This is a genomic window from Acinetobacter sp. YH12140, assembly GCF_013418475.1.
In the GTDB taxonomy this organism is placed as follows: Bacteria; Pseudomonadota; Gammaproteobacteria; order Pseudomonadales; family Moraxellaceae; genus Acinetobacter; species Acinetobacter amyesii.
Map to the genome: position 1 here is coordinate 136,344 of NZ_VPBZ01000001.1, position 26,309 is coordinate 162,652.

Sequence of the window (26,309 nt, forward strand, 5' to 3'; positions counted from 1 at the left end):
ATCTAACTACTATCCGTGCGTTGCTGTTGGCGTAATTGATATTTATTTTTGCCCATCAGCAATAAACCCCAAAGCAACAATAAAACGGCGAATATGCCATTTAAAAAAATCACATCGTTATAGGCTCGAACTTGGGCTTCTCGAGTGATGGTTTGATTAAGGCTACGTATGGCTTGTTGTTGATCTAAATTAGGGTCTAAAGAATATTGATGCGCACTTTGCGCCAATTGTTGTAGGCGCTGTTCCACTATAGGTGAGGTTTGCGATAAATCATTATAAATCTGTGCCTGATAGGTTTGGGTACGCATTTGCTGATAGGTTGAAAAGAACGAGGATCCGACCAATCCCCCAAAGGTTTGCGTTGCAGAAAACAGCACGATAAACGTCACCATGTGAGATGGGCCTTTTTGCAAAGCACTGACAATGCCTGTAAGCAAAAGTGGGCCAATAAACATGCCACTGGCAAAGCCCACCAAAAACTGACTCCAATAAAAATCATGCGGTCGTACATCACTGGTCAGGTGGTAATCCAGTGCACAGGCGAAGAGCACGAGACCTGCTGCACCAAGTAGATGAAGAACGATTTTTTCTTTGGAAAAGGTCAGGGCACTAAACACTGTGCCTAAGACAATTCCGATCAGCACAACGGTATAAAAAGAAACGAATTGGTCGGGTCCCATGCCCATGGTTTTCAAAAAATTCACGGCCGCATAGCTTTGTTCTGACATGAGAAAGCGAATGGCAAAGGCACCAATAATAAAACTCACGGTAGACGATGTTCCGAGCCAGCGTGTGACAATCAGTGGATTGACCCGAAAATGTTCATAGGTCAGACCAACAACTAAAAGAATCAAAGCGGCGATGAGTAAATAGGCCAACCATTCAGCTTCAAACCACCAAAGAATCGGGCCTTGAGTCAACACGATACATAGCAACGCAAAGCCGGGTGCCAATAATGCAAAGGTGAATAAATCTTGCTTTTCAAACACTTCGATACGTAGGCTTCGTGGCAGTTTTAGAGAGACCACCATCGCCAAACAACATAAGGCTAAACCTAATTCAAAGGTATAGAAAATAGACCAATCATTTACATCGACCAGATAAGGCGACATGATCCAGGCCAGCGGAATCCCCAACTGCTGAAAGCCCAAAGCTAGATAAAGCCCACGACCAAAATGAGCACGTTTAAACGCTTGCATGATGTAATACATCCCAAGCGAACTGAGTGGAGCTGCAAGTAAGCCGCTAATCACCCGTGCAAAAATTGCCATTTCATAGGTATGGACGAATAAATGCAGCACCATCACCGCGATAAATAAAACCAAACCAATTTCTGAAAATAGCCTAAGTCCATATTGTTGACGGGCTTTAAATAAGATCAGGTTAGAGCTGACATTTGCCATAACAAATGCCGCAGGAATCCATGCCGCTTCTGAAGGCGTTAAACCATATTCACCTTGTAGAAGGGGTAAATTTGCCGTGATAAATCCATTACTTAAACTCCCCGAGATCGCAACAAATAAACCGATAAAGAAGTATAAAAATCGCTTATAGGTGGGATGTGCAATGGCAGCCGGAGAGCCGGGCAAAGTCGGTTTTTCTTCGGGTGTCCAATCCGGAGCAGGTTCCAATAAACGTGGAGATTTGGACATGACGTATTACCCGCAAATACCATGTAGTAAAAATTCCACGGCACGTTTGGCGAGTTTTTCCTGATCTGCCTCGGTATGGCCTTGCAAAGCTGCACGTAAAATGGAGGTGACCATGGCATAGTCTGCCGGTTTAAAGTCTGCTCGGCAGCGACCATTTTGAATGGCCTGATCAATCATCGGTTGCAAAATGGCATCACGTCGTTGGTATATTTCAACCATGGCAGGATCATCTCGATCGATCACGCGCCAATATTCCATTAGGGCTGTGAGATAGGGAATATTATAAATATGGTCTTGAATGAGGCGAATAAATCCATCATCGAACTGTGCATAATTAAGCGCACGCTGTTCAAGTCGGTTCAAGGCAGCTTGCATTAAGGCGAGTACCAACTCACGACGGTCATTAAAATTACGATAAAACGTCGCACGTCCAACTTGAGCCTGATCCATGATGAGTTGTAAAGGCGCATTGATTCCGTGAATACGGAATACCTCAATCGCAGCTTCTAAAAGGATTTCTCGGTTTTGTGCAGCGAGTTGTTGACGTGTGGACATTATTCTTTGACATCATCATTATAAATTTATCTAGCTATTAAACGGACAAAAGTGTCCGAAGTAAAATCGTATTCGATAGCAGTTTTGTAACTTGTCTTCTATGTAGGTTTAACAAAATGAATAAATTATTTATTTTTAAAGGAAATATTTTTCTATCGGCATCAATCTGCATACGCATTGGTAAGACAGTCGAGACATAATTCCTGACAATTGACCCTAAATCGGCAGATAAATAAGGTGAATATCTGCATAAAAATGCTATGCTGAATTTATAAACAAGATAATTATAAAAATGGAGGGCATCCAATGCGCAAATTAAGTCGGGCTGTGCTGCCTATGCTGTGCCTATGCAGTTTTTGGATGGTTGGCTGTGATACGACTGACGAATTGCATCGTCCTCAAAACGAACATCGCACCATGATCATTGGTGGTGTCCCTGTAAATGACCATGACTATAAATTACCGCGTGAAGATGTTGCGCTCAATGAAGCCGCTGCAGATGACGATTAGCACATAGGTGCATAAAAAATAGGGTGGACATACTGTCAGTACACGGTAGTGAGACGTGACATGTAAAGAGTCACAGATGCAGTGTGCTACGTCAGATGTGTGAACATTTTGAAGTAGACGCCTTACTTCTGCAGTGTAGTTTGTTGGATTAAAGCCTTACAAACATTTAAAAAGGCTCTGTACTCGCCCAGTATGCCCGAACTGGAATGAACCGTGGTTCAGATGCTTAAATCAGGTCAATCTATCAGGTCTATTTGCCAATTGGATGCCTGAATTTCTAAGTTATTTTGTCTAAGTTGCTGACTAATATTGTCGGCCTGTTTTTGTAAATCTGCCACTGCAATGGTTTTAATCCAACGGATTTCACTTGAGCTATAACGACCATTTTCACGGCGTGAGCTGTCAATCGCTTGTTGCAAGATACGATGCTGCTGGGTCAATAAATCACGTTCATTGAGCACTGAAAGCATGCAGCGTCCTGAACTGGTTTTAGCCTGTGCATTGGTGGCGTGAATCTTTTCAATTAAACCATAAAGTTCTGTATTTACAGCAAATGCTTCTTGAATTAAAGCATTCGGTTCTTCGCTAGGTGCATCACCTTCTTGAATGAGCACGTTGTTATTGATTCGTTGTTGCAGCGAGGCCAATTTAGTTTGTAAGTCACTGCGTAAAAGTAGGGCTTCGGCTAATTTCATTGTCTTGATATTAATTTGTACTTTTAGCGATCATGCGATGGATTAATGCAGTATTCAAGTTATTTATAGTGAAAAATTTTGTCAATTAAAATAAACACTGCAAATTATAGGGAGAAATTCAGAGATTCTGCCTGTAAAATTGCCACGAATTTAAGTGAAAACGGTGTGACAGTGGAATCATTTTGGATATTAGGCTCGATTGCGGCAGCACTATTACTTGGTGCAATGAGCCCGGGGCCAACGTCAATTTATGTGGCGAAGAATTCCATTGCGATTTCACGTAAACACGGTTTATTTACTGCACTTGGTACAGGTTTGGGCGCTGCAATATTTGGGCTATTAGCGGTATTGGGTTTGCAGGCATTTTTATTGGCTGTACCTTCTGCATATTTGGCTTTAAAAATTTGTGGTGGTTTATATCTGCTTTGGATGGCATTTAAAATTATAAAACATGCCAAAGAACCGATTGAAGCTGGTGATGCCAGCAGCTCGCAGATGTCACTCCGTCGTGCATTTACGACTGGTTTAATTACCCAGTTGTCGAATCCGAAAATTGCAATTGTGTTAGCCAGTATTTTTACGGCACTTTTACCGAAAGACATTCCGACGTATTTTTACTTTGTACTGCCAGTTTTGTGTTTCTTTATCGATGCAGGGTGGTGCTCATTGGTCGCTGTAGCTTTATCGGCAGAAAAACCACGCAAAGTTTATTTGAAGTTTAAAGCTGGTTTTGATCGGGCAGCTGGGGCAGTGATGACAGTGCTAGGTTTAAAGCTGATTTTTGGGATGAAGTGATTGAACTTAGCTCCCCCAAAAAGCCTCTACGAATAGAGGCTTTTTTATTGGATTTATATTTAAATTTACAATGAATTCCCTCTCCTTTTAGGGTATGAGAAGCACTGCTTCGTAAGGGGAGAGTTTACTGAAAGTAGCTTAGGGTAATTACTAAAAATATTGGTTATAAAGTTTTCTTAGGATTGTTATAAGTTTTAAAGGGATTTTTCTTGTTTATGGCATTTATTTAAGGACTTTAAAATAGATTATCTTTGCTAAAAAAAAGTATTGATAAAAAAACTTTACATTTTTTGTACAAATTTATAGGATTAATAATTAACATAATTAGATGAAAAAATGATCAATACATACAATATATATAAATTAAAATTTTCTGAAATGAAGGGATTACTCGAAAAACTCGAGTCAGTAGGTCTAGTAGAGCAAAAGACTCAAATTTACGATAACTATGAAATGACTTTTTATTTTTCAGAAAAAGTTGAAGGTAATGATGTTTGGTGGCACGAAACATACAAGGATTTTTTGATTTCTCAAAATAATTCGCCAAAAAATATTTTCCATTTTGGATTGTTGATTTGTAAAAATGAAGACAACCTTCAAGAAATATATGCTGTGAGTTTAGGGAAATCTCACTTTTATCTTGCAAAATTTATTGAGCCAAATTTTGGGATCAGCCTAGCTGTAAGAATGGGTAATGAACAAACTACCATTCTTAAAAAAAGTAGATACTTTACAGGTACGAAAAGACATGAAGTTTCATCCTATGAGAACTTTAATATAAATAGCTATGAATCAGGGGAGTCAGTTGAGCATCTAAAAATTAAAGCTTCCAACTCTGAAATATGGGGAGATAAAAATATTATTTTTGCTGATTCAGTACAGTTAAATGTAGATAAGTCTCCTAGTGATTTGGCACAAATTCTAAATGAAATTTCTGATACTTTAGGTACTGAAGAAATAATAAAACTACCTAAATTAGAACCAGTTATAGATCAAAATTTAATAACCCAATTAGATGCCGAAATTATAGATTCTTTACAAGAAAATGTATCTATCTGTCTTGAAGAAATACATGTGGCTGGAATTAATATTTCTTTTCGATTTAATGAATATAACTACGAATTAATTTACAAGAAAGAGCGTAAGCAACTTGCAAAACTTGAACTTGGCAATTCATTTGATATTTCTATGATTTCTAGTTTTATTAAAGAACATAATCTTCAAAGTATTGATGATTTGTACGTGAAATTTAAAATAGAAGGTAGTGGTCGTTTCACACAACCACTAAAAGAAATTTTAGATTTCTACACCTCATATGAAGATGCTCAATATTTTCTAAAATGTGGAAAATGGTTTAAATTCAACGAAACTTTCAAAGCATATTTAAAAAAATCTTTAGAACAAATAACACTAATATTTGAACAGGATTTAATTGAAAGTGATTATTTAACTTGGAAAAAAAATAAAGAAACCCAAATCAGAAATGGAGTAAATTTAGGTAATGAAATAACGTACCGTGAATACTATTTTAATGAGAAACTTAGTCTTAACAATGGCTATAAATTGCTTGATAGGCAATTAGAAGCAATACAATCCTTATCTAGTAAAGGGCGTAATTATAAGTTTGAAGTTGCTGATTTATATAAGGATAATGAAATAATTTCAGTTAAAATTTCAGGAAAACCTCAAGATCTAATTTATAATATAGAACAGTCGAAAGGGGCTGTAGAACTTATCAAACAAAGAGTTATTCCTTTTGAAGATAAACTTGAGTCAGCTGCATTATGGCTTGTTTTAGAGCAGCCTGTTTCATCTTTAATTGAAATAAACTCGATACAGTTTTTATTAGCTGTGGATTCATGGAAAAAAAGAGTAGAGTTTTTTGATTTAAAACCAAAGATATATATTTCTAACCATATAAAAATTGATTCATAAAACACCTCTCCCTTGCGAAGCAGCGCTTCTCATCTCCTAAAAGGAGAGGGAAACTAAAGGCATAAAAAAGCCCCTACAAAGTAGAGGCTTTTCCTATCTAAGACTTAAATCTTAAGACACTTTATCACCCGGTTTAGCACCAGTTTCAGGTGAAATCACCCAAACACCTTCACCATTACCCGCAGCTAAAACCATACCGTTAGAAATACCAAAACGCATCTTACGTGGTGCAAGGTTAGCCACCATCACCACCAGTTTACCTTTAAGGTCTTCAGGTTGGTAGAACTCACGAATACCGCTAAACACGTTACGTGGCTCAGCTTCGCCGACATTTAAAGTCAATTGAAGCAGTTTGTCTGAACCTTCAACATGAGCTGCTTCTAAAACTTCCGCTACACGTAAGTCAACTTTCATAAAGTCTTCAATGCCGATGATTTCAGCTTCGCCAACTTTAGGTTCAGGTTTCTTCTCTTTGGCTTTCTCTTTTTTCTTTTCCGCTTTTGGTGCTTCCGCAGGAGCAGCTAAAGAATCTTTAGACGCATCGACCATAGCAGCAACTGCTTTCGGGTCTACACGTTGCATCAATGGTTGGAATTGAGCAATTTGATGATCTACTAAAATCGTTTTGCCTGAAGCAAAGTCGAAAGATTCTAATTTTAAGAAGCTTTGAACTTCTGCTGCCAATGTAGGAAGTACTGGTGCAAGATACACAGCCAATTGACGGAACAAGTTGATGCCGACAGAACATACGTCATGAACTTGTTGTTCTTCGCCTTCAATTTTCGCTAAAGCCCAAGGCTTTTTCTCGTCGATATATTGGTTGGCTTTGTCAGCAAGCGCCATGATTTCACGGATTGCCGCTGAGAATTCACGTGCTTCATATTGAGCAGCGATTGATGCACCTGCATCAATAAAGCTTTGAACTAACTCAGGCTCAGCACAAGTTGCAGAAAGTTTGTTATCAAATTTCGTATTGATAAACTTCGCACAACGGCTTGCGATGTTGACCACTTTACCAACAAGGTCTGAATTCACTTTTTGAACGAAATCATCAAGGTTCAAGTCAGAATCTTCAACTTTGTCAGAAAGCTTAGATGCGAAGTAGTAACGTAAGTATTCAGGGTTCAAATGCTCAAGATACGTTTCCGCTTTAATGAACGTACCGCGAGATTTAGACATCTTTTGACCGTTTACAGTCAAGAAACCGTTGACGAATAAGCTTGTTGGGGTACGGTAGTTTGCACCTTCAAGCATTGCAGGCCAGAACAAAGCGTGGAAGTAAACGATGTCTTTACCAATGAAGTGATACACCTCATTTTTAGAATCTTTTTTCCAGTAATCGTCAAAGCTCAAATCAGGACGTTTAGTTTTGATGTAGTTTTCAAAGCTAGACATGTAGCCGATTGGCGCATCTACCCAAACGTAGAAGTATTTGTTTGGCGCATCTGGAATTTCAAAACCGAAGTAAGGCGCATCACGGGAGATATCCCAATCAGATAAACCTGCTTCAAACCATTCATCAAGTTTATTGGCAATTGACACAGGCAGACGGCCTTCGTCTCGTGTCCATTTTTGCAGGTATTCACCAAAGTTTGGCAGTTTAAAGAAGTAGTGATCTGAAGATTTTTCTACAGGTGTCGCACCGCTCAAAGTCGATTTTGGATTGAGTAACTCAGTTGCGTTGTAGGTTGTACCGCACACTTCACATGAGTCGCCGTATTGGTCTTCCGCTTTACATTTCGGGCATGTACCTTTAATGAAACGATCCGACAAGAACATTGCTTTTTCAGGGTCAAACAATTGCGTCACAGGGCGTACTGCAATGTTGCCCGCTTCACGGTTTTTGATATAAATCTCAGAAGCACGTGCTTGGTTTTCAGGGCTATTAGTTGAGTCGTAATGGTCAAAGTCAACTCTAAAGCCAGCAAAGTCACGTTCATGTTCTTTTTGCACATTGGCAATTTGCTGTTCAGGCGAAATACCATTGGCTTCCGCACGTAGCATAATCGCTGTGCCGTGAGCATCATCCGCACATACATAAGTCACGTTATGACCCATTGCACGCATGGCACGAACCCAAATATCAGCTTGGATATAACCGAGTAAATGACCCATATGAATTGGGCCATTCGCGTATGGAAGGGCGTTAGTAACTAAAATATTACGCACGGATATGACTCTCTCATTCGTATTTATGCAATGGGCTGTAATTTTACATGAGATAGCCAGTACTTGCACAAGGGAATAGGTGAAATCTTTGCAAAAGTAAAAAAATCTATATTGCTGACACAATTACAGTGATAATAGGGCATAACTGTGATGCCTAAGAGTAACAAGCCCATGTATGAAGATGACTATGAAGACGATCAGCCAATCACTCGTATTCCTCAAAATGAACAGCGTCATAAATTGGGGCATCACATTATTAAAGATGCGCAGCAATATTTAGAACAGATTTCTGCAGATGAGCATGCCTTACTGATTCAAACCCTGCGTCATTTGGCACAAGATGAGCCTTATTTCGATATTTTGGCCGATGAACTAGATCAGCCTGTAGAAATGAAAGTAGCGAATGATGCTTTAAATTTATTGTATTTTTGGCAATTGCTGCATCAACATGAAGATCAAAAACAGTTTCATTTACTCGATGCGATTAACACCGAGTTTTTTCAGACAGAAATGTTGAAAGCCTTTGATGCCTTAGAGATTGGTGAAAATAAAGCGCAACGTCGTTTGGTTCTACTTGAAGCTTTTAAACTGTATAAGCTGAACTTCCATGCCGGTTGTATCCCTGTCTTGTATGCACAGTTAGAAGGCATTTTAACGGATGTACTGATTCAAACGGGCTTTTTAAAGCAGAGCGGTACCAAGTTTGTCGATGTCTATAAAATTGTACCGGGGCTTAAAGGCAGCGAAATTAAAAGCCTGTGGCACAAATCTAAAATTGCTAATGAGTTGAATCCGTATTTTGCCGAATTGGCAGCCTATCAAATGGATAGCAGTTCAACAGTAGCGATGACGCGCCATAATATTTTGCATGGTACCGATGTCGCACATTTTAATCAGGGACGGAGTTTCATCCTGTTTATTTGGCTGTTTTCCGCAGTGAGCTTTATGAGTACGGTCAGCAAATAAGTTTAATTTCAAGAGATCAATGCATCGGAATGGCGTTGGTCTCTTTGCATAACATCACCCTTTAAAATTAAAAGCTTCGAGTAAAATCGACCATACATATTTGCATTAAACCATTGTGAAAATAGGCAATCACATGGCGTTTTCCTGTGGTTGAATTGTTTCTAAATGCGTCTAATTCAGGTATCTGCTTCAAATCGCGTTATAACTATTGTTAGACAATAACTGAGAACAGGGTGAGCGAGATGACAACAGAAAACACATTAAATGATTTAAAAAATAAAGCATCAGAGTTGGGTGATGATCTAAAGCTCAAAGCCAAAGAGGCGCAACTTGAAGGTGAAAAAGCACTCGATGGTACAAAGCATAAAGTTGAAGAGCTCAAGCTTGAGGGTGAAAAAGCCTTAAATGATGCGAAACATGAACATGCAGAACAGCATGCAGAAACCAAAGATCGTCTAGAGCAGTTAAAAGCAGAAGCGAGTCATAAATTTGATGAAGCAAAAGTCAAAGCAGCCGAACTGAAACATGAGGCTGTGGAAAAATTTGATGAACTAAAAGTGCAGGCGACAGTGAAATTTGACGAGTTAAAAAAGAAAGCCACTGACACACTGCATAAGTTTAAAAAAGATGACCAAGCTTAATTAGGTTTGATGAAAAAAGCCGTTCTATCAAGAGCGGCTTTTTTAGGTTTTATTGTTTTAATCCATCCAAATTTTCAGTCTTAATATTTTTGACTTGATCATCGACTACGGTAATTACGTAGCGCATATTGGCAATTTCATAGGTGTAATCTACCGCCAATTTTGCAGGCTGATTTTTCTCTTGCAGCGGATAGGACACCATTTTCATCGGAGAAGCTTGCATACGCGAGCGCATGAGATCGAGGCTATCACCAATCGCCACAGTTTGTCGGTCAGGTGTTTGAATGGCTTCAGTCGCAATTTCTGCATAGGCTGCTGAAGTCAGGAGCATCAAGGCGCATAAAGTCGTTTTATACACAGACTTCTTATACATAGTCTTCCCCATTTTTAAAATTAAAAGTACAAAATGTGCCTTTAGATTGCACATCCATCGCTTTGATTATTCTGTTGAAACGACTGAAATATAAACTGAAATTACGCTGTAAAAGTATGGTTGATATGTAATCAATTTAAAATTTAATGGCTTTGGTTTAGCCGCATAGATCAACTATAAGGGCATTTTAAGTGGCACACGCTTGAAAACTTGCTTGAAAGCTGACTAAATTACTCACTGATGTTACGCAGTAACATCAGACGCACCGTTTGCTTCAAATAAAAGAATGATACGCGGTAAGGTCATCCGCAAGTGTTTGAGACAGGACTCCTTCTAATCAAAAATGGTTTTGCGATACTTTGAATAATTTGACGCTAGTGAACGAGTTTTGCGGATGACAATGGTTTTGGGTACTTTTGCCAAAACAAAAGTACCTCCAGCCGAAGGCTAATCTCTTTATTCAAACCCTAGATATAAGACTCCGTTGAATAGACTTAAAAATCATTTTTAAAATGCGAAATTACTTTTAGGTGCGTAACATCAGTTACTCAACTTTATAAGCTTATAGGGATAAGTCATTCATCTCCCTCTTACTCTGGGGCAGATGAACAGGTAAACTATCGCTATTATCTTTTGATGTTCCTGTTTGGAGACAACATAATGTCGTGGCTTTCTTCTCTAAAATCTGTGTTTTCACCCTCCCAAGAGGTGAAAGAGGAGGAAATCCAACAGGTTTTACAAAACTATGTACTTCCCAATTCGAATAATGCCTTAAAAGACCGTATTACTCAGGTGAATGTGCAAGGTCAGATCTTACAGATCACGATTAATACCTTTCCTTCAGAAGCCGATGACTTACAAAAAATCCATGATGATTTGGCCGATGCATTGGAAAAATGTGGCATCACAGAATTAAATATGCACGTGATTCAACAAAAAACAGGGCATAAATCTGAAGGTGGTTGTGGTCATCATAATGCAGAAGGTGAAAGCTGTTCAACACAGCCTAAAGCTAATGAACAAACTGAGCAAAAGTCTACTACGAGTAATCTGCCACCTGTTGTGGATGCATCTGCTACTCAAGCCAAGGCTGAAGAAGATCCAAACAATCCGCCGATTCAAAAAGCGGCTCCACAACAACGTGATGTACCGAAACACCCACGCATTCAAAATGTAATTTTAGTGTCTTCAGGCAAAGGTGGTGTGGGTAAGTCAACCACGACAGTTAACTTAGCTTTGGCATTACAGCAATTGGGGCTAAAAGTTGGCGTTTTAGATGCGGATATCTATGGTCCAAGTATTCCAACTATGCTCGGTAACGCTGGCCGTACGCCTATGATTGAAGCTGAGCAATTTGTTCCCATCGAAGCCTATGGTATGGCTGTGCTTTCAATTGGTCACTTAACTGGAGATAACAATACGCCAGTGGCTTGGCGTGGGCCGAAAGCGACGGGGGCGTTAATGCAGCTCTTTAACCAAACTTTATGGCCTGATCTGGATGTATTGGTCATTGATATGCCACCAGGCACAGGTGATATCCAGTTGACGCTTGCACAGCGTATACCGGTGACAGGTGCTGTGATTGTGACGACACCACAAAATGTTGCATTAATGGATGCGACCAAAGGCATTGAGTTGTTTAATCGTGTACATATTCCCGTGATGGGCGTGGTTGAAAATATGTCGACTCACATCTGTTCGAACTGTGGGCATGAAGAGCAAATCTTTGGTACAGGTGGTGGCGACCAACTTTCAGCCCAATACGACATTCCGCTCTTAGGTCGTTTACCGCTGAATGTACAAATTCGTGAAAATGCCGATGCAGGGAAACCATCTGTGATAGCAGGTGATGATGCTGCTGAAAGCTACATGGCGATTGCACAAAAAGTTGCAGATGCATTACCTCAGGCTGAAAAAGATAAAAACCGTATTTTCTAAGAGTGAACTGAAATTTAAGTTGACCGTATTAAAATCTGGCCTCGTGCCAGATTTTTTATAACGTGGTATTGGGAGTGTTTGAAAATTATGAGTACTGAACTTTAGACATTCAACGATGTCCATGAATTACACATCTAAAAAACGATTTGCACAATTTCTTATTTTCCCTGCGATTATAAGCCGTCTGCCAAGGATAAAATTCTTGAGGCATATCAAAGGATGTCGCGTTTGTACTTAGTTTTTACAAAATAGCTTTCACGACATTTCTATTATTTTGGCTAGGATCAATTCTTTGAACGGCAGTAACTGTACAAACGCATTGTGTCTTAGATTTTTTGCCAAATGTCCTTTGTTACAAGGGGCTTAGCATTGAAAAAATATAGAGGAACAAATAATTTTAAATATTATTTGAAGTCATTAACCCCCCATCAAATGAGGGTACGCCTTAGTCTAAGAAATTAAAAAGCCCGGTAATTACCGGGCTTTTTAATTGGTTTTTTAGGAGGAAAGAGACGGGTTTGCTTTACGCTTAGCAGTGATAATATTCACCGTAATTGCGATGATGACCATGATAATGCCTACAATATCTGTAATGGTTTCTGGAATAATCATACACAGCGCACCCACACCTAAAAAAATACGCCAGAACCAGTTGAGATAAGTCTTGAAATAACCTTCAACTGCGGAGCCTAAAGCGAGAATTCCTATCACTGAAGTGACAGTAATACTCGCTATAGTTGTCCATGCTGGAAAGGCAAATTCTCGAGCATTGACTGCAACATTGGTGGTATCAATCATCAGCATGGCAGGGTTATAAACGAATAAAAATGGAACAATAAAACCAGCAAGAGAGAGTTTTAAGGCCTGAAACCCAGTGCGCATTGGATCACCGCCTGCAATTCCTGCACCAGCAAAGGCGGCAAGGGCAACTGGTGGGGTGATGTTTGCAAATAAACCAAAATAGAACACAAACATATGCGCGACTAATACAGGAATATCAAAGTTTGCGAGTGCTGGTGCTGCCATAGTGGCAGTAATGATATAGGCCGGAATAGATGGAAGCCCCATGCCTAAAATCATCGATGCAATCATGGTTAAAAATAAAGTTAGAAAGAGACTACCTGCACCTAAACTCATAATTGAAGAAGTCATTACTGAACCAAAACTTGTCAGACTTACTACGCCGATAATAATACCAACGACAGCACAAGCAGCCATCACAGATAATGATTGTTTGGCTCCATCAACGAGCGCATCTAAAATATCTTTTACGCCCATTCGTGTTGATTTTCTTATAGCTGCTACAAAGATGGTCAGGACGATGGTGTAGACAGCAGCATAGCTCACAGGAATATTTTGAAATAAGAAAAAGACCAGTGCCAAAATTGGAATAAGTAAATGTCCACGCTCTTTTAGAACTTCTTTTACTTTTGGTAAATCAGCTTTAGGTACGCCTTTCAGATCATCTTTACCCGCACGGAAATGAACTTGAGCCATGACGCCAAGGTAATACAATAAAGCAGGTAATAAGGCGGCTAGTGCAATTGTGCCATAACTCACGCCAGTTGTTTCGGCCATAATGAAGGCACTCGCACCCATGACTGGCGGCAAAATTTGTCCACCGACGGATGCACTGGCTTCAACGGCACCAGCAAAATTCTTGTGATAACCAATTTTTTTCATCAATGGAATGGTAAATGAGCCTGTGCCAACAACATTGGCAACAGCAGTTCCATTAATACTGCCCATAAATCCACTTGAAATTACAGCAACTTTGGCAGGACCACCTTGTTTATGACCCGCCAATGCCATGGCAAGATCATTGAACAATTTCCCCATACCTGATTTTGCAAGAAAAGCACCAAAAAGGATAAATAAGAAAATAAAGGTGACGGATGCACCAATTGCCGAAGAATATAAGCCTTCGGTTTTTAAATACATATGTCCGAAAATGTCGCTGATGGTATAAGGGCGAGTAATTAATCGATCTGGCAACCAATCAAAGTGACTGATAAATGTATAGGTCAGGAAAATTAAACTTAAAATGGGCAGCATCCACCCCATGACCCGGCGAGTTGCTTCTATGACTAATACCACACTCATAATTGCAAACGCGATATCTAAGGTATTTGGAATACCACCTCGAGTGGTCATAATAGATTGATATTCTTTCCATAAATATAAAAAACTGAAGATGGAAAGCAAAGCCAAGAACCAATCGAGAAGTGAAATATGCTGCCGGGAGCTTGCTTGACGAGCTGGATAGAGTAAGAAAATGAGTGCTAGGCCAATAGCGACATGGGCTGCACGCTGTATTAACTCAGGTAAAGGATTAAACGTAATAAATAAATGAAATAATGAATAAAAGATCGCTACAAATGCAACAAAGTAGGTAACAGATTTGCTCATATTGATTCGAGTAACAGATTCCCGATCAAATTTTTCTAATATGGCTTGTTGTTGTTTCTCATCGAGTTGTTCTAATACAACTTTATCTTCTTTGGAATTCATAGGCATTCTCCAATCCACCAAGACTTCCATTTGGGTTGATATTGAACCGAGATGTTGACCAAACTATAGTCTGGGTAACTTTGAAAAATAGACCAAATTTTTTGGTCAGCGAGGATCGTGCCTTGCATATTTCTAGAAATCACCCAGTTGATTTCATCTATATTTTGATTGACCCGCATTCTAATCACACCATTTTTTTGAAACTCAATGGGATAATTTGAGGGTGTACCTGCACCAAATGAAATCAAATCGGTGTGGCGCAGTAAAAACTTATTCTTTTGACGCTGATATTGTTCAGACCAAGCCGTCTTTTCTACTGAATGCTTCCACTGTAAATCAAATTGATCAGTTGAAATTTTGCATATATCAGTTTCAACTCTAACCTGCGTATACAGTGTTGGATAGCTAGCATAGATTAAGAAGAACAATATAAAAAATGCAGTATAAACTGCATTTTTTTGAAGCTTATTATTTTTTAACCACTTCATCATAGTAGCGTTTCGCGCCTGGATGTAGAGGCGCTACAAGGCCTTGTTGAGCACCTTCAAGCGTGATTTCTGTTGCTGCTTGGTGTGAAGTTGCCAATTGAGGCAAACTGTCAAAGAAAGTTTTTGTTAGTTTGTAGACATCATCATCCGATATATCTGTGCGAACAACTAATGCATTTTTAATTGCGGCAGTTTGAATGTCCGCAGTATTGCCATATGTGCCTTTTGGAATAATCATCGGTAAGAAATAACTTTGATCTTTAGCTATTTCTTTGACTTTATCTGCATTGATTGAAACCAACTGTAGATCAAAGCTTTGTTGAAGTTCCATGAGTGATGAATTTGGAATGCCACTAGTCAGGAATGCTGCATCAAGCTTGCCACCTTTTAAAGCATCAGCGGCTTCAGCATAGCCTAAATAATCAACTTTAATATCTTTATAGGTGATTCCAAAACCATTCAACAGTGTACGTGCATTTACTTCTACACCTGAATTTTGTGCACCTACAGCGATACGTTTACCTTTCAAATCTTCGATATTTTTGATCCCTGATTTTTTAGAGGTTACGATTTGTACGTAGTTGGGATAAAGCGCTGCGACTTGGCTGACATTCTCAACTTTACCATTTGCGAAACTTCCTGTTCCGTTCAGTGCTTCTGTTAAGCTGTCACTCATAACAAATGCCATTTCAACTTTATTCTGTTTGAGAAGGTTTAAGTTTTCGACGGATGCACCTGTAGTTTGAGTCTTAGAATTTACACCAAAGGTTTTGTTATAAATTTCTGCAAGACTTGTCCCAATCACATTGTAAGGTCCTGATGCCCCACCAGTTGCAATGGTTACGAACTTGGTTTGAAGTTTGTCAGATGTAGCAGTTTCTGCGCTTTTTCCTTCCGTGGTATTTTTTGAAGTAGATTGATCATTTGAGCAAGCAGTAATACACGCCAAAGTAACCGAGAGTAACGTGAGTTTTGTCCATTGGTTCATAGAAACGTCCTTTTACACATAAATTTTGAATATTGATTTGATGAGTTTTAATTTTAATTTCCACTACTCAATTGAACATAACTTAATCAATTATTTTTGAAAAGTATTTTTTTTTGATTTTTAGTCTCCAATAAATAATGGCTATGCGTAAGAATGGCATGGGGCGGTATTGTTTATTTTAATAATATTTTGTTACGTGTAATAACTGTAGGGTATGTATGGGGTTTATGTGAATTTTCTATTAATAAATATAAGTTCAAACTATTTCTTTGAATTGTAAAGTGCTCTGAATGACTGTTCATCTAAGGTTCTGTTTTTTCTATTTAAGTTGCTGAATTCATAAAATTAAATAAGGAGTTCTCTATAAGCGATATCTATTTTTATTTTGCTAATACGAAACAACTGAATTAATCTTCGCGGATTAAGTTTGAGGTCAAAGTATGATTTCATGGTTTTTTATTGGTCTAGTTATCAGTATTTTGTTAACGCCAGGACCAACCAATACGCTACTCGCATCTTCGGGTATTCAAGTTGGGCTACGTAAATCATTCCGACTCATTCCAGCGGAAGCCTTTGGTTATCTTATTTCGATTAGCCTATGGGGTTTTCTCATTGGTAAAATTTCCGTACATCTGCCTTTACTGCCGACCATTTTAAAACTGTTTAGTGCTGGCTATATTCTATTTTTGGCTATGCGATTATGGCGTACAGCAACTGTTGCTGAAAATTTTAATCAAAAGGGCATTCGTGCACGCGAACTCTTTGTTGCGACGTTATTAAACCCCAAAGCATTATTATTCGCATCTGCGATTTTTCCTGCATTGGCTTGGCAAAATGCGCAGTATTATGTAGCTCACATGCTGATCTTTTTGTTGTTGATCGTTCCTATTGCATTTTTTTGGACCTTCCTTGGTTCAGTTTTGGCATCGAATAAAATTAGTTGGCTCAATCAAGCCAATTTACAACGAACAGCATCGCTAGTCTTGGTTAGTTTTTCGATACCACTGAGTTATTCTGCGATTTTAAAACTTTAAATTGATTTGAAAATGACTAAATCCGCTTAGTTCGGCAAAGCTTATTTTCATTAAGTCGGATTTCAGTTAAAGTACCACGCAATAATTGATTTAAGTTTTTGGATAGAGATAAATGGCTATTAAGTCTGATCGTTGGATTCGCGAAATGAGCGAAAAACACGGCATGATTGAACCGTATGCAGAAAACCAAGTCCGTTATGATGAAAATGGCGAAAAGCTTATTTCGTATGGCGTGTCGAGCTATGGTTATGACGTGCGCTGTGCTCGTGAATTTAAAGTCTTTACCAATGTTCATTCAGCAATTGTTGACCCTAAAAACTTTGACGATAAAAGCTTTATTGATATCGAATCAGACGTTTGTATCATTCCGCCGAACTCGTTTGCACTAGCACGTACAGTCGAATATTTCCGTATTCCACGTAATGTGTTAACCGTTTGTTTGGGTAAATCAACCTATGCTCGCTGCGGTATTATTGTCAATGTGACGCCTCTTGAACCAGAGTGGGAAGGTCACGTGACTTTAGAATTTTCGAATACAACCAACTTGCCTGCACGTATTTACGCGGGTGAAGGTGTCGCACAAATGTTGTTCTTTGAATCAGACGAAGTGTGTGAAACCTCTTATAAAGACCGTGGTGGTAAATACCAAGGTCAAACCGGTGTGACTTTACCGAAAGCTTAATCCTTCGGATTGAGTTTAAAAAAAGCGGGCGAATTAGCCCGCTTTTTTGTTGGGTCATTCATCGGAAAATAGACCATTCGGTGGGGAAGTTTTTGCAATTGAGTAATTATTCAGCATAATAAAAAGTTAAGTGACTGGTCTATCACAAGTCTCCATTTAAGGAATAAATGGACAATAACATCAAAGCCAGTTCTCAGGAATAAATATAAGAGAGATGCAGAGCATCTGATAAAAGGAAGGTCGAGATGACTCAATTCACCCAGGCTAAGTTATTCCGCCAGAGTTGCTTAGCAGCCGCAGTCAGCATGTTTGCTGCACCATCTGTTTATGCGCTTCAAGATTTATCAGATGAAGCACTTTCAGCCACAACGGGTGAAGGTGTTGCACTCACTTTAGAAAATTTCAAAATGGTCTTTCAAGGCCCAAATGACCGTTCTGCGGCTTCTAGTTATGCGTCTGGTATGGTTGATCCCGGGAAAAATGATACAGGTTTTATTCGAATTATTCCTACAGGTGAAAACTATGAACAATTAGGCCAGCGTGCTTACGATAAAATCTACAAAGCAGCCTATGTTGATGCTTATCAGCAAGGCCGAGTTACGGGCTATAACGGTGTTTATGACTCAACTTTCTTAAGTTCTAAAAGCACTTATGAGACCAATAATGCTACACGTATTACCAATGAAACCATAACAACATATTCAACAGAATATCGTGGTCGATTAGTACAGTCTTATCTTGAATCGCCAACGATGAAGGCATATTACGATCAGCGTTATAAAGACTATTATAATGGGTCATCGGCTGGCTTACCTTTTGAAAACGATGGCACAACGAAAAAATCAATTACTCCAGGACTAAAAGAAAAGTCACAAACTGCTGCTTTAAAAAATACCTATGAAATGATTGAGTTACTATACGGTAACAATAGTACGGGTAATTTACCGACCACTTCGACTTTTTATAAAAATTATGTCTCAGGAAAAATTACACGTTCAAATCTTATTGATCCAACAAAAGATGCTCAGTTAAATGCCAAAGCTGCAGAAACCCTCAATCAGTTGGCAACGGACTATGCCAAGCTTGAAGCTCAAAAGGCGAGTGATTCAGCATTAGCAACGGTGAAGAAAAATGCTGAAATTACAGCAAAACAAATTGCCTCGACTGCGACCGTATCGAGCCTCAGATCGAAAGCAGATGTATTTATATATGGCTTAGCCCTGTCCAATAGCAAAGATAAAAATGGAAAAAGTTCATTAGCAACGCGCTATACAGACCAAGGATTTAATTGGGGTACAGCAGAAAACCCATGGCTTTTCCATGCGGGTAATCAAGATGTTGAACAATTTGCGAAAGATAATAAGGGGAATGTTGGTTACTTAGCGATTGAGGCACCATTAAAGAAAATTGCGGCAGATGATGCATCTAACAACATCAAGCTTGGTTTGTGGATGGATGTATTTTCACGGTCTTTGAATTCAAGCAATGTTGTTGATCCGATTACCGGTGCGCCCACCAGCGGCTTAGATAAAGACTATCGTTTACGGACTCAAATTGTTGCCAATGGCCTGAGTTTAAATGGTTCACAAGTTCGAATTTTTCAAACCCTAAAATCAACAAATACCAACTATAACCAAACTTTAGGTTTAGCCAGTTTAATTCGTATTAATACCAATGATCGTGCTGAGTCACTGAGTATCAATGACGGTGATTTGGATGCTCGCGGTATGCGTATCAGTACAGCTGCACGCTCCGAACTGGATGATGGTACTGCAGCGACACCCGCTATGGATCGTTCTGTCGCTCCGATTTTCCATGAAACGGAAGGTCTATATTTATATAGCCCAAACATCAATTTAGTTTTAGGCAATATGTATCAACCCTTTATTGTGGGATCGGAAGGTCGAAATATTATTTTGGAAGTAACACGTATTCCTAACGTGCCTTCTATATACAGTAAAATTTATACTTACTATACAGATATCGCTGGAAATACCACAGGTACATCGGGTTTAACCGCTGCTGACTTTAAAGGTTCAACCTGTAACGTCTATAGTTGTGGTACGGAGTTAAAAGCAAACTCTTCAGATGCGACAGCACTATATCAAGGGCGTAATGCAACACATAGTAGTATTGCAATCGGTACAGTAGAGCGCTTGCCTGGTAATCTGCTGAATGCAAAAAGTACGGATACGGCGACAGGTGTGGTCTTTAAAGGTGTCAATGGACAAAGCACGAATTTAGGATCTGTTGCCATAGATGGCGTATTGATTCAGCACTTAAAAATAAGAACAACAGGGCTGTAGGAGAAATTAAATGTATAAAATTTTATGCGCTGTTGTTTGTGCTGCACTGACACAAACTCATGCAGGCTTAGTGTCTATGGATAATACCGAACTCACTGCTGCAACCGGTCAAGGCGGTGCTGATCTCAGTTGGACACTTTCATTAAACCATCAATACGCCAATGATATGTCGAAAAACAACATTTCTATCATGGATGCGAATGGAAAAACGACTCAAGCTTTTTATGGATATCAATGTTCATCCAATGAGTTTTGTCGCTTAGCACTTGCGCCCAATAATCATGTGGATGCAAATGGTAATAAGAAATGGTTGGTGTTTAAACAGTTTCAAGGAACGTTACAGATCGATCAATTTTCACTAGATGGTGTGACGATTATCAATCGTGAAGGCAATCCACAAACGGCTATGCAGTTGACATTTTATGATGATAAGCCATTAAAAATTAGAAATTTAGGTTTTGCTACGTTGGCGGTGGAAACAGGGACGACAGGTAAGGAAGGTTATGAAAATACCAGTACTTATACGACCTATACCGAAAAGAAAGCTGATGGAACAACTTCAACTTTAGCAGTGCCTGATTTTGATCGTGGTTCAGAACAAGGATTTATGGGTGTTAATGTGCATGGCAACATGCACATGAGTGGAAAGTTAAACATCTTCAGTTTTAACTGCACTGGAAATGGTGCAGGTCGCTGTTAATCAGCTGTGACTGAATATAAGGATATTGTGATGAGAAAAATAACAACTTTAACGGCACTCGCAACCAGTATTTTACTTGCTCAACATGCATATGCTTTTGAAGCGATGACCGATGAAAGCTTGGGTGCAGTTACTGGCCAAGATGGTATTTCGATTACCCATGAAGTTTCTAGAGTCAAAGTTGATCAGTTAAATTGGGTTGACCCAACTGACCAAAATAAGATGAAAATGGGTTTGCACAATGTACAAATAGATGGCGTTGGGCAAAGCACCATTACATCAAAATTAGATTTTGATGTTGGGACTACGGATGCTGGTGTAGGCATGCGTATAGCTGCGAGTGTCAGCCCTTTTACGGCTGTTGCACAAAATATTATGTTGCTGTGTCAAGGTGCAACGTGCCAAACGCCTACACAAAATTTAGGTTCACTTACGATTGCAACATCTTCACCTTTAAAAGTATTACTTGAAACCAGCAATGGTCTATTTAACCGTAATGATACGGCGTATATGAAATTTCAATTGCAAAATGCCAGTATTAGTCATGGTATGAATGGACATAGCGTAACCTTAAAGGACTTTAACTTTAACTTTGCTGGTTCAGGTTATATGTATGTCGCAGCTGATGAAGGCATTGTTCTCACCACAAAATCCACAGGGAGCAAAGACCATGCGGTCAATTTGGGGCGGGTAAAGGATACTTCAGATGTACATAGCTCACGTAGCGATGCCACAAACCCCGGCGTTAATATCGATTTACGATACGGTACCGATGGTGGTGCACAGCGCAATTTAATTCGTATGGGAGCATCGGGTGCTGTCACTAATGCACGAGTTGCCTTAAATGCCAATCAAGAAGGAATTAAAGATTTTGGTCTAGCAACGAAAGCTTCAGGATATGAGTCCGTTGGTTCAGGTGGTTTACATTTAGGTGTGCGCGCGGATTTCACTTCAAAAGATGATCCGAGTCTTGTTGCAGGTCAAGCACCGACAACCTTAGAAATTGGCCATACGGGTATTGGTAGTTATTCCATTGAATTTTCTAATTTAACGTCTTTAGTTGCTGATAAAAATGCATATATTGATTTTGGCGATATTTATATCAATACCATTCAAGCAAAAAGCCTTGATTTTCTGGTAAATGATAAATTAAAAGCGACATTAGGTTTAACCAATAATGTTTTAACCCAGAATCTGTCAAATCAAACGGCGGGTGGAAATTTTGCACTTGTGGCGATTCGTGGTATGGATTTTCAGTCCATCGCGCGTACCGCACGATTTATTTCGGATAACTCAATTGCTGCAATTGCAAGTAATGACAACAGTTGGGGGATTGGTATCCCGATTTATAATATGAATGCCAACGTTGCATTATCAGAGAAAAAATACAGTTATAAAAATGCGGCTGAAAAATCAGGTATTGGCTATAACCTTGTAATGAGCACAGATGGTTATGGTGTTGATAAAAAAACAGGAACACCAAGTACAACATCCATTATTTTGATTGATGGTAAAAAAGGTATTAATGGTCAAGAAGTCAATTATTATGCAGGCTTAAGAAACATCAATGCACTTATTCAATCTGATGGTGTGATTGGTTATGAAAATGATGGCATCTATGTACGTGCAGATAATTTATTGATTGCAGCCAATGCCGAGTTAGCGATTGGTCAACTTCCGGGTTCAACCTATAACTGTGCGACTACAGCTTCTGCCAAATGTGGGACTACAGTACCTTTAGATAATTTCTCTAAACGTGATGATGTGTTGACGAATATTGCGTTTAAACTCGATGGTAAGGGTGAGCTATTTATAGTGCCGGGTCTAAATGACAGTGCAGAAAATAACTATTTGTCTTTCCGTGGAAGCTTTGAATTTAAAGCATTAACTGATGCTGAAAAGAAAGATCAAAAAGTTATGGGAAGCTATTTAAGTTTGATGAATGAAGATGTAAATGCCAGCGGTGTCGTTTCAGCTTCAAGTATCAATATTAATAAAATGCAGGGCGATCTAGGCTTTGATGCTCGAATTAAAATGAAACAAGATTCGGTAGAGTTTGATAATCAGGTAAAATTCAATCCAACCAATAATATGTCTAAAGCGTTTCGTGCAGAAGTTTCGATGTTAACAAATGGCAATATGCAAAAGATGGCGGATATTGCCCTAACCGGTGGAACAATGCGAAGTACGATGGGGATTACTCCACGCTAGTAAAATTAAATCAATAACAAATAAATAAAATAACGAACAGGGAATTTGTTATGAAAAAGAAGTTAATCAGAGGTTTGATATTCTCGACATTTGCGATGAGTAGCTTATCTCATGCAATGATGGCTTTAGATGATGAAAGCTTATCAAAAGTTGATGGTCAAGCTTTACTCTCCATGGAATATACGCAGGGGTATAATTCTGTGGATGAGAGTGGACAAGCCGTTGACCAATCCAAAGTTGGCTTTTATAAACTTGGTTTGGAAGCTGAAATGGAGCTCAATGCCAATATTAAAAAGCTCCAATTGGGTTGTGGTGGTGCAAATGGCTCAGGTGCTTGTGATATTGATATTGATCATATTTCACTGAGTGGCTTGCCTGCAAATAGCAATTATACGTCGGATGAACGTGCGGCAACTTCAGCTTTGCTGACCAATCCTTTTATCGAAATTGCAATTAAAGATCCGAAATCAGCGGCAACACGTGAAGTGATGGGCTTTCGTTTGAGCGCTGAAAAAATTTCTGGATTAATGACATTAGGTACAGAAAATAGCAATACACCCAATGGTATCAATACCTTTAGTGGTTATATGAAAACAAAAGCGTCTGCGGGTGTTGCAACAACTGCCGAGCGTGTGATGGACTATGCTTCTACGCAGCAATACATTGAAGGGGCTGTTAAGGGGACATTATTTGGTGCTGAAGTTGATCTACCGCTTCACTACAAATCAGATAATTATTCTTTTAATTTAAAATCAACCACGGCTCCTTTTACGATTCCAGCCACTGTTGTAAGTGGGAATCGAATGACAGATGTACAGTTAAAGGGTACAGGAACTGTTGATCGTCTAGATTTTAGTGGTCCATTAGAAGCTCAAATCTCTTTACTCGGTTTAAACATTAATTTGAATAAAGATGTGACGGGGTATCTTACTGGGCTAAAAACCGATATTACGGTAAATCAAAGTTTAGGTTTGATTCACGCACTTTATCTAAATAACCCTGCTTCGCTATCTTTACAAGCTCAAAAAATACTCTGGCCTGGTGCTGCAGTCGCAGCAGAAAGAGGGTGGTGGCTGGCGATGGAAGATGAAGTCGATTTGGGCAGTATTACACCATCAGATAAAGTGGCGATTACGGATGAAGTATTGAAACAAACGATCGCCGGAATTAACCATGACCTAAGTACCAATGTTCGTAACTGTGGAGATTTACTCTTTGGTTGTGTTGCAGGTTCTTCTTTGGATGTTAAAGAGATTAAAAACCCGTCATTAATTGATTTCCCATTAACCAATTTAAAACTGTCTGGACAGGAGTTTCGTTCTAACTGCTTCGGCGGTCTGAAATTCTGTTAAGGCTTAAAATATTTCATATAAAAAAATCCCGCACTTAGCGGGATTTTTTATGTTTAGCGCAAATTATTTTGCAATTTTCGCTAAAAGGTCTTCTTTACTTAAGTTGCTTGATTCTTCATCACGGCGACCTTTGTACTCAAATGTACCAGCATCCAAACCTTTCTCGCCAATGACAATACGGTGTGGAATACCTGTTAACTCGATATCAGAGAATTTAACACCCGGACGTTCATTACGATCATCAAGAAGCACATCATAACCAGCAGCAGTTAATTCTGCATACAGTGCTTCAGCAGCTTCCATTGTACGCGGTGACTTATGTGCATTCATGGGCACAATAGCAACTTCGAAAGGAGCAATTGCAGACGGCCAAATAATCCCTTTGTCATCGAAGTTTTGTTCAATCGCAGAAGCAACAACACGGGTTACACCAATACCGTAGCAACCCATAGTCACAACGAGAGGTTTGCCATCTTCACCTAAAACTTTACAGCCAAGCGCTTCAGAGTATTTTTGACCCAACTGGAAGATATGACCAACTTCGATACCACGTTTAATCAAGATTGTACCTTGACCATCTGGAGAAGGGTCACCTTCAACAACATTACGAAGGTCATAAACTTCGGTGTATTGTGCATCACGTTCCCAGTTTACACCTACAGCATGTTTATCGACTTGGTTTGCACCAGCAACAAAGTCTGAAAGTACAGACGCTGCACGGTCAACAATAACGGTAATGCCTTTTTCGGTTAAGCCTTGAGGGCCACAGAAACCAGCAGTTAAGCCTAAGTCAGCTAATTGTGCTTCAGTTGCAAAAGTTAAAGGAGCAGCAATTAATGGGTGTTTTTCTGCTTTAATTTCATTCAGTTCATGGTCACCACGTAGGAATAAGGCAACCACTGGTGCAGCTTTACCTTCTTCAGCAACACCTTGAACCAATAATGCTTTGACAGATTGAGTAGGGTCTGATTTAAGGAATTGAGAAACCTCAGCAATGGTTTTTTGATTTGGTGTATCAATAATCTCAAGTGCTTTAGTCGGGGCAGCACGTTCACCTACTAATACTGCTTCCGCCATTTCTACGTTAGCAGCATAATCTGACTCTGTAGAGAATGCGATATCATCTTCACCGCTAGACGCAAGGACGTGGAATTCGTGTGAACCCGAACCACCAATTGAACCTGTATCCGCTTGAACTGGACGGAAATTTAAACCTAAACGCGTGAAAATTTTGCAATAAGCTGCATACATCTTGTCATAGGTTTCTTGTAAAGAAGCTTGGTCAACATGGAAAGAATAGGCATCTTTCATGATGAATTCACGTGAACGCATCACACCGAAACGAGGACGAATTTCGTCACGGAATTTGGTTTGTACTTGGTAGAAGTTTGCAGGCAATTGCTTATAGCTTTTCAATTCATTGCGAGCAAGATCTGTAATCACTTCTTCATGTGTAGGGCCAAGTACAAAGTCATTGTTATGACGGTCTTTAAAACGTAAAAGTTCTGGACCATATTGTACGAAACGACCTGATTCTTCCCATAAAGATGCGGGTTGAGTGACAGGCATCAGGACTTGAAGTGAACCAGCACGATCCATCTCTTCGCGGATAATCGCTTCAACTTTATTTAATACGCGAACGCCCATCGGCAGCCAAGTGTATAAACCTGAAGCCAATTTACGAATCATCCCGGCACGAAGCATAAGCTGATGTGAAATAACTTCAGCATCGTTTGGGGTTTCTCTTAACGTTGCAAATAAAAAGCGACTCGCGCGCATGGAAACTGTCCTAAAAAATTAAGCGTTAA

General features: G+C 39.3%; 21 protein-coding genes. 12 read left to right on the top strand and 9 right to left on the bottom strand.

Going from position 1 to position 26,309, the window contains the following annotated elements; translation table 11 throughout:
- Window positions 1-2: 2 nt before the first annotated feature.
- Together FTU75_RS00665 and FTU75_RS00670 are read right to left on the bottom strand one after the other, a co-directional pair.
- Window positions 3-1,652, bottom strand: coding sequence for an MFS transporter (locus FTU75_RS00665; RefSeq protein WP_078192276.1), 1,650 nt, complete (start codon window positions 1,650-1,652; stop codon window positions 3-5).
- Window positions 1,653-1,658: 6 nt separating this feature from the next.
- Window positions 1,659-2,207, bottom strand: a complete 549-nt coding sequence (locus FTU75_RS00670) for a TetR/AcrR family transcriptional regulator (RefSeq protein WP_180059305.1) — start codon at window positions 2,205-2,207, stop codon at window positions 1,659-1,661.
- A 306-nt stretch (window positions 2,208-2,513) separates the two neighbouring features.
- Between FTU75_RS00670 and FTU75_RS00675 the strand changes: the two genes are divergently transcribed.
- Complete coding sequence (locus FTU75_RS00675) at window positions 2,514-2,717, top strand: NF038215 family lipoprotein (protein WP_180023154.1); 204 nt, start codon at window positions 2,514-2,516, stop codon at window positions 2,715-2,717.
- A gap of 236 nt (window positions 2,718-2,953) precedes the next feature.
- Here the strand turns inward: FTU75_RS00675 and FTU75_RS00680 are convergent, their stop codons facing one another.
- Window positions 2,954-3,412: a DIP1984 family protein gene (locus FTU75_RS00680; protein WP_180114707.1), complete on the bottom strand. Its 459-nt coding sequence runs from the start codon at window positions 3,410-3,412 to the stop codon at window positions 2,954-2,956.
- A 171-nt stretch (window positions 3,413-3,583) separates the two neighbouring features.
- Between FTU75_RS00680 and FTU75_RS00685 the strand changes: the two genes are divergently transcribed.
- Together FTU75_RS00685 and FTU75_RS00690 are read left to right on the top strand one after the other, a co-directional pair.
- Entirely contained in the window at window positions 3,584-4,207 is a 624-nt protein-coding gene (locus FTU75_RS00685; RefSeq protein ID WP_078192408.1) for a LysE family translocator, read from the top strand.
- A gap of 336 nt (window positions 4,208-4,543) precedes the next feature.
- Entirely contained in the window at window positions 4,544-6,142 is a 1,599-nt protein-coding gene (locus FTU75_RS00690) for a DUF6119 family protein (RefSeq protein WP_180114709.1), read from the top strand.
- A 111-nt stretch (window positions 6,143-6,253) separates the two neighbouring features.
- On the opposite strand, the gene metG is transcribed toward FTU75_RS00690, so the two are convergent.
- Complete coding sequence (gene metG, locus FTU75_RS00695) at window positions 6,254-8,311, bottom strand: methionine--tRNA ligase (RefSeq protein WP_180114711.1); 2,058 nt, start codon at window positions 8,309-8,311, stop codon at window positions 6,254-6,256.
- A 171-nt stretch (window positions 8,312-8,482) separates the two neighbouring features.
- Between metG and FTU75_RS00700 the strand changes: the two genes are divergently transcribed.
- Together FTU75_RS00700 and FTU75_RS00705 are read left to right on the top strand one after the other, a co-directional pair.
- The gene (locus tag FTU75_RS00700; RefSeq protein WP_180114859.1) at window positions 8,483-9,277 is read left to right on the top strand and encodes a hypothetical protein; all 795 of its coding nucleotides are present in this window, start codon (window positions 8,483-8,485) and stop codon (window positions 9,275-9,277) included.
- A 242-nt stretch (window positions 9,278-9,519) separates the two neighbouring features.
- Window positions 9,520-9,918: a hypothetical protein gene (locus FTU75_RS00705; RefSeq protein ID WP_180114713.1), complete on the top strand. Its 399-nt coding sequence runs from the start codon at window positions 9,520-9,522 to the stop codon at window positions 9,916-9,918.
- 49 nt (window positions 9,919-9,967) lie between these two features.
- On the opposite strand, the gene FTU75_RS00710 is transcribed toward FTU75_RS00705, so the two are convergent.
- The gene (locus FTU75_RS00710) at window positions 9,968-10,291 is read right to left on the bottom strand and encodes a hypothetical protein (protein WP_180039686.1); all 324 of its coding nucleotides are present in this window, start codon (window positions 10,289-10,291) and stop codon (window positions 9,968-9,970) included.
- 660 nt (window positions 10,292-10,951) lie between these two features.
- Between FTU75_RS00710 and apbC the strand changes: the two genes are divergently transcribed.
- Window positions 10,952-12,229 (top strand): iron-sulfur cluster carrier protein ApbC, encoded by a 1,278-nt coding sequence (gene apbC / locus FTU75_RS00715; RefSeq protein ID WP_180114715.1) that lies wholly within the window; start codon window positions 10,952-10,954, stop codon window positions 12,227-12,229.
- A gap of 498 nt (window positions 12,230-12,727) precedes the next feature.
- Here the strand turns inward: apbC and FTU75_RS00720 are convergent, their stop codons facing one another.
- From FTU75_RS00720 to FTU75_RS00730, 3 genes are read right to left on the bottom strand one after another with little or no spacing between them, the layout of a single operon-like run.
- Window positions 12,728-14,740 carry a TRAP transporter permease gene (locus tag FTU75_RS00720; protein ID WP_180114717.1) on the bottom strand — a complete coding sequence of 671 codons (2,013 nt, stop codon included), beginning with the start codon at window positions 14,738-14,740 and terminating at the stop codon, window positions 12,728-12,730.
- A complete protein-coding gene (locus FTU75_RS00725) occupies window positions 14,737-15,231 on the bottom strand; it encodes a DUF1850 domain-containing protein (RefSeq protein ID WP_227591861.1) in 495 nt (164 codons plus the stop codon). The genes FTU75_RS00720 and FTU75_RS00725 overlap by 4 nt, the downstream gene beginning before the upstream one ends.
- The gene (locus tag FTU75_RS00730) at window positions 15,209-16,216 is read right to left on the bottom strand and encodes a TAXI family TRAP transporter solute-binding subunit (protein ID WP_180114719.1); all 1,008 of its coding nucleotides are present in this window, start codon (window positions 16,214-16,216) and stop codon (window positions 15,209-15,211) included. The genes FTU75_RS00725 and FTU75_RS00730 overlap by 23 nt, the downstream gene beginning before the upstream one ends.
- Window positions 16,217-16,656: 440 nt before the next feature.
- Here FTU75_RS00730 and FTU75_RS00735 point away from each other — a divergent pair, with 440 nt between their 5' ends.
- The 6 genes from FTU75_RS00735 to FTU75_RS00760 all read left to right on the top strand — a co-directional run bounded on the left by FTU75_RS00735 (window position 16,657) and on the right by FTU75_RS00760 (window position 24,501).
- Entirely contained in the window at window positions 16,657-17,250 is a 594-nt protein-coding gene (locus FTU75_RS00735) for a LysE family translocator (protein WP_078192265.1), read from the top strand.
- A gap of 112 nt (window positions 17,251-17,362) precedes the next feature.
- Entirely contained in the window at window positions 17,363-17,932 is a 570-nt protein-coding gene (gene dcd / locus FTU75_RS00740) for a dCTP deaminase (protein ID WP_005008040.1), read from the top strand.
- A gap of 245 nt (window positions 17,933-18,177) precedes the next feature.
- Complete coding sequence (locus FTU75_RS00745; protein ID WP_180114721.1) at window positions 18,178-20,238, top strand: hypothetical protein; 2,061 nt, start codon at window positions 18,178-18,180, stop codon at window positions 20,236-20,238.
- 10 nt (window positions 20,239-20,248) lie between these two features.
- On the top strand, window positions 20,249-20,938 hold the full coding sequence (locus FTU75_RS00750) for a hypothetical protein (protein WP_067764582.1): 690 nt from the start codon (window positions 20,249-20,251) through the stop codon (window positions 20,936-20,938).
- 30 nt (window positions 20,939-20,968) lie between these two features.
- On the top strand, window positions 20,969-23,149 hold the full coding sequence (locus FTU75_RS00755) for a DUF6160 family protein (protein ID WP_180114724.1): 2,181 nt from the start codon (window positions 20,969-20,971) through the stop codon (window positions 23,147-23,149).
- 50 nt (window positions 23,150-23,199) lie between these two features.
- Complete coding sequence (locus tag FTU75_RS00760; RefSeq protein ID WP_111884918.1) at window positions 23,200-24,501, top strand: hypothetical protein; 1,302 nt, start codon at window positions 23,200-23,202, stop codon at window positions 24,499-24,501.
- A 63-nt stretch (window positions 24,502-24,564) separates the two neighbouring features.
- Here the strand turns inward: FTU75_RS00760 and FTU75_RS00765 are convergent, their stop codons facing one another.
- Window positions 24,565-26,280 carry a proline--tRNA ligase gene (locus FTU75_RS00765; RefSeq protein WP_180114726.1) on the bottom strand — a complete coding sequence of 572 codons (1,716 nt, stop codon included), beginning with the start codon at window positions 26,278-26,280 and terminating at the stop codon, window positions 24,565-24,567.
- Window positions 26,281-26,309: the final 29 nt, after the last annotated feature.

Coding starts and splice junctions, on each gene's coding strand:
- apbC (WP_180114715.1), top strand. CDS start 10,952: ATGTCGTGGCTTTCTTCTCTAAAATCTGTGTTTTCACCCTCCCAAGAG.
- FTU75_RS00670 (WP_180059305.1), bottom strand. CDS start 2,207: ATGTCCACACGTCAACAACTCGCTGCACAAAACCGAGAAATCCTTTTA.
- FTU75_RS00765 (WP_180114726.1), bottom strand. CDS start 26,280: ATGCGCGCGAGTCGCTTTTTATTTGCAACGTTAAGAGAAACCCCAAAC.
- FTU75_RS00745 (WP_180114721.1), top strand. CDS start 18,178: ATGACTCAATTCACCCAGGCTAAGTTATTCCGCCAGAGTTGCTTAGCA.
- FTU75_RS00665 (WP_078192276.1), bottom strand. CDS start 1,652: ATGTCCAAATCTCCACGTTTATTGGAACCTGCTCCGGATTGGACACCC.
- FTU75_RS00700 (WP_180114859.1), top strand. CDS start 8,483: ATGTATGAAGATGACTATGAAGACGATCAGCCAATCACTCGTATTCCT.
- FTU75_RS00760 (WP_111884918.1), top strand. CDS start 23,200: ATGAAAAAGAAGTTAATCAGAGGTTTGATATTCTCGACATTTGCGATG.
- FTU75_RS00755 (WP_180114724.1), top strand. CDS start 20,969: ATGAGAAAAATAACAACTTTAACGGCACTCGCAACCAGTATTTTACTT.
- FTU75_RS00675 (WP_180023154.1), top strand. CDS start 2,514: ATGCGCAAATTAAGTCGGGCTGTGCTGCCTATGCTGTGCCTATGCAGT.
- FTU75_RS00680 (WP_180114707.1), bottom strand. CDS start 3,412: ATGAAATTAGCCGAAGCCCTACTTTTACGCAGTGACTTACAAACTAAA.
- FTU75_RS00720 (WP_180114717.1), bottom strand. CDS start 14,740: ATGAATTCCAAAGAAGATAAAGTTGTATTAGAACAACTCGATGAGAAA.
- FTU75_RS00690 (WP_180114709.1), top strand. CDS start 4,544: ATGATCAATACATACAATATATATAAATTAAAATTTTCTGAAATGAAG.
- dcd (WP_005008040.1), top strand. CDS start 17,363: ATGGCTATTAAGTCTGATCGTTGGATTCGCGAAATGAGCGAAAAACAC.
- FTU75_RS00705 (WP_180114713.1), top strand. CDS start 9,520: ATGACAACAGAAAACACATTAAATGATTTAAAAAATAAAGCATCAGAG.
- FTU75_RS00710 (WP_180039686.1), bottom strand. CDS start 10,291: ATGTATAAGAAGTCTGTGTATAAAACGACTTTATGCGCCTTGATGCTC.
- FTU75_RS00750 (WP_067764582.1), top strand. CDS start 20,249: ATGTATAAAATTTTATGCGCTGTTGTTTGTGCTGCACTGACACAAACT.
- FTU75_RS00725 (WP_227591861.1), bottom strand. CDS start 15,231: ATGATGAAGTGGTTAAAAAATAATAAGCTTCAAAAAAATGCAGTTTAT.
- FTU75_RS00735 (WP_078192265.1), top strand. CDS start 16,657: ATGATTTCATGGTTTTTTATTGGTCTAGTTATCAGTATTTTGTTAACG.
- FTU75_RS00730 (WP_180114719.1), bottom strand. CDS start 16,216: ATGAACCAATGGACAAAACTCACGTTACTCTCGGTTACTTTGGCGTGT.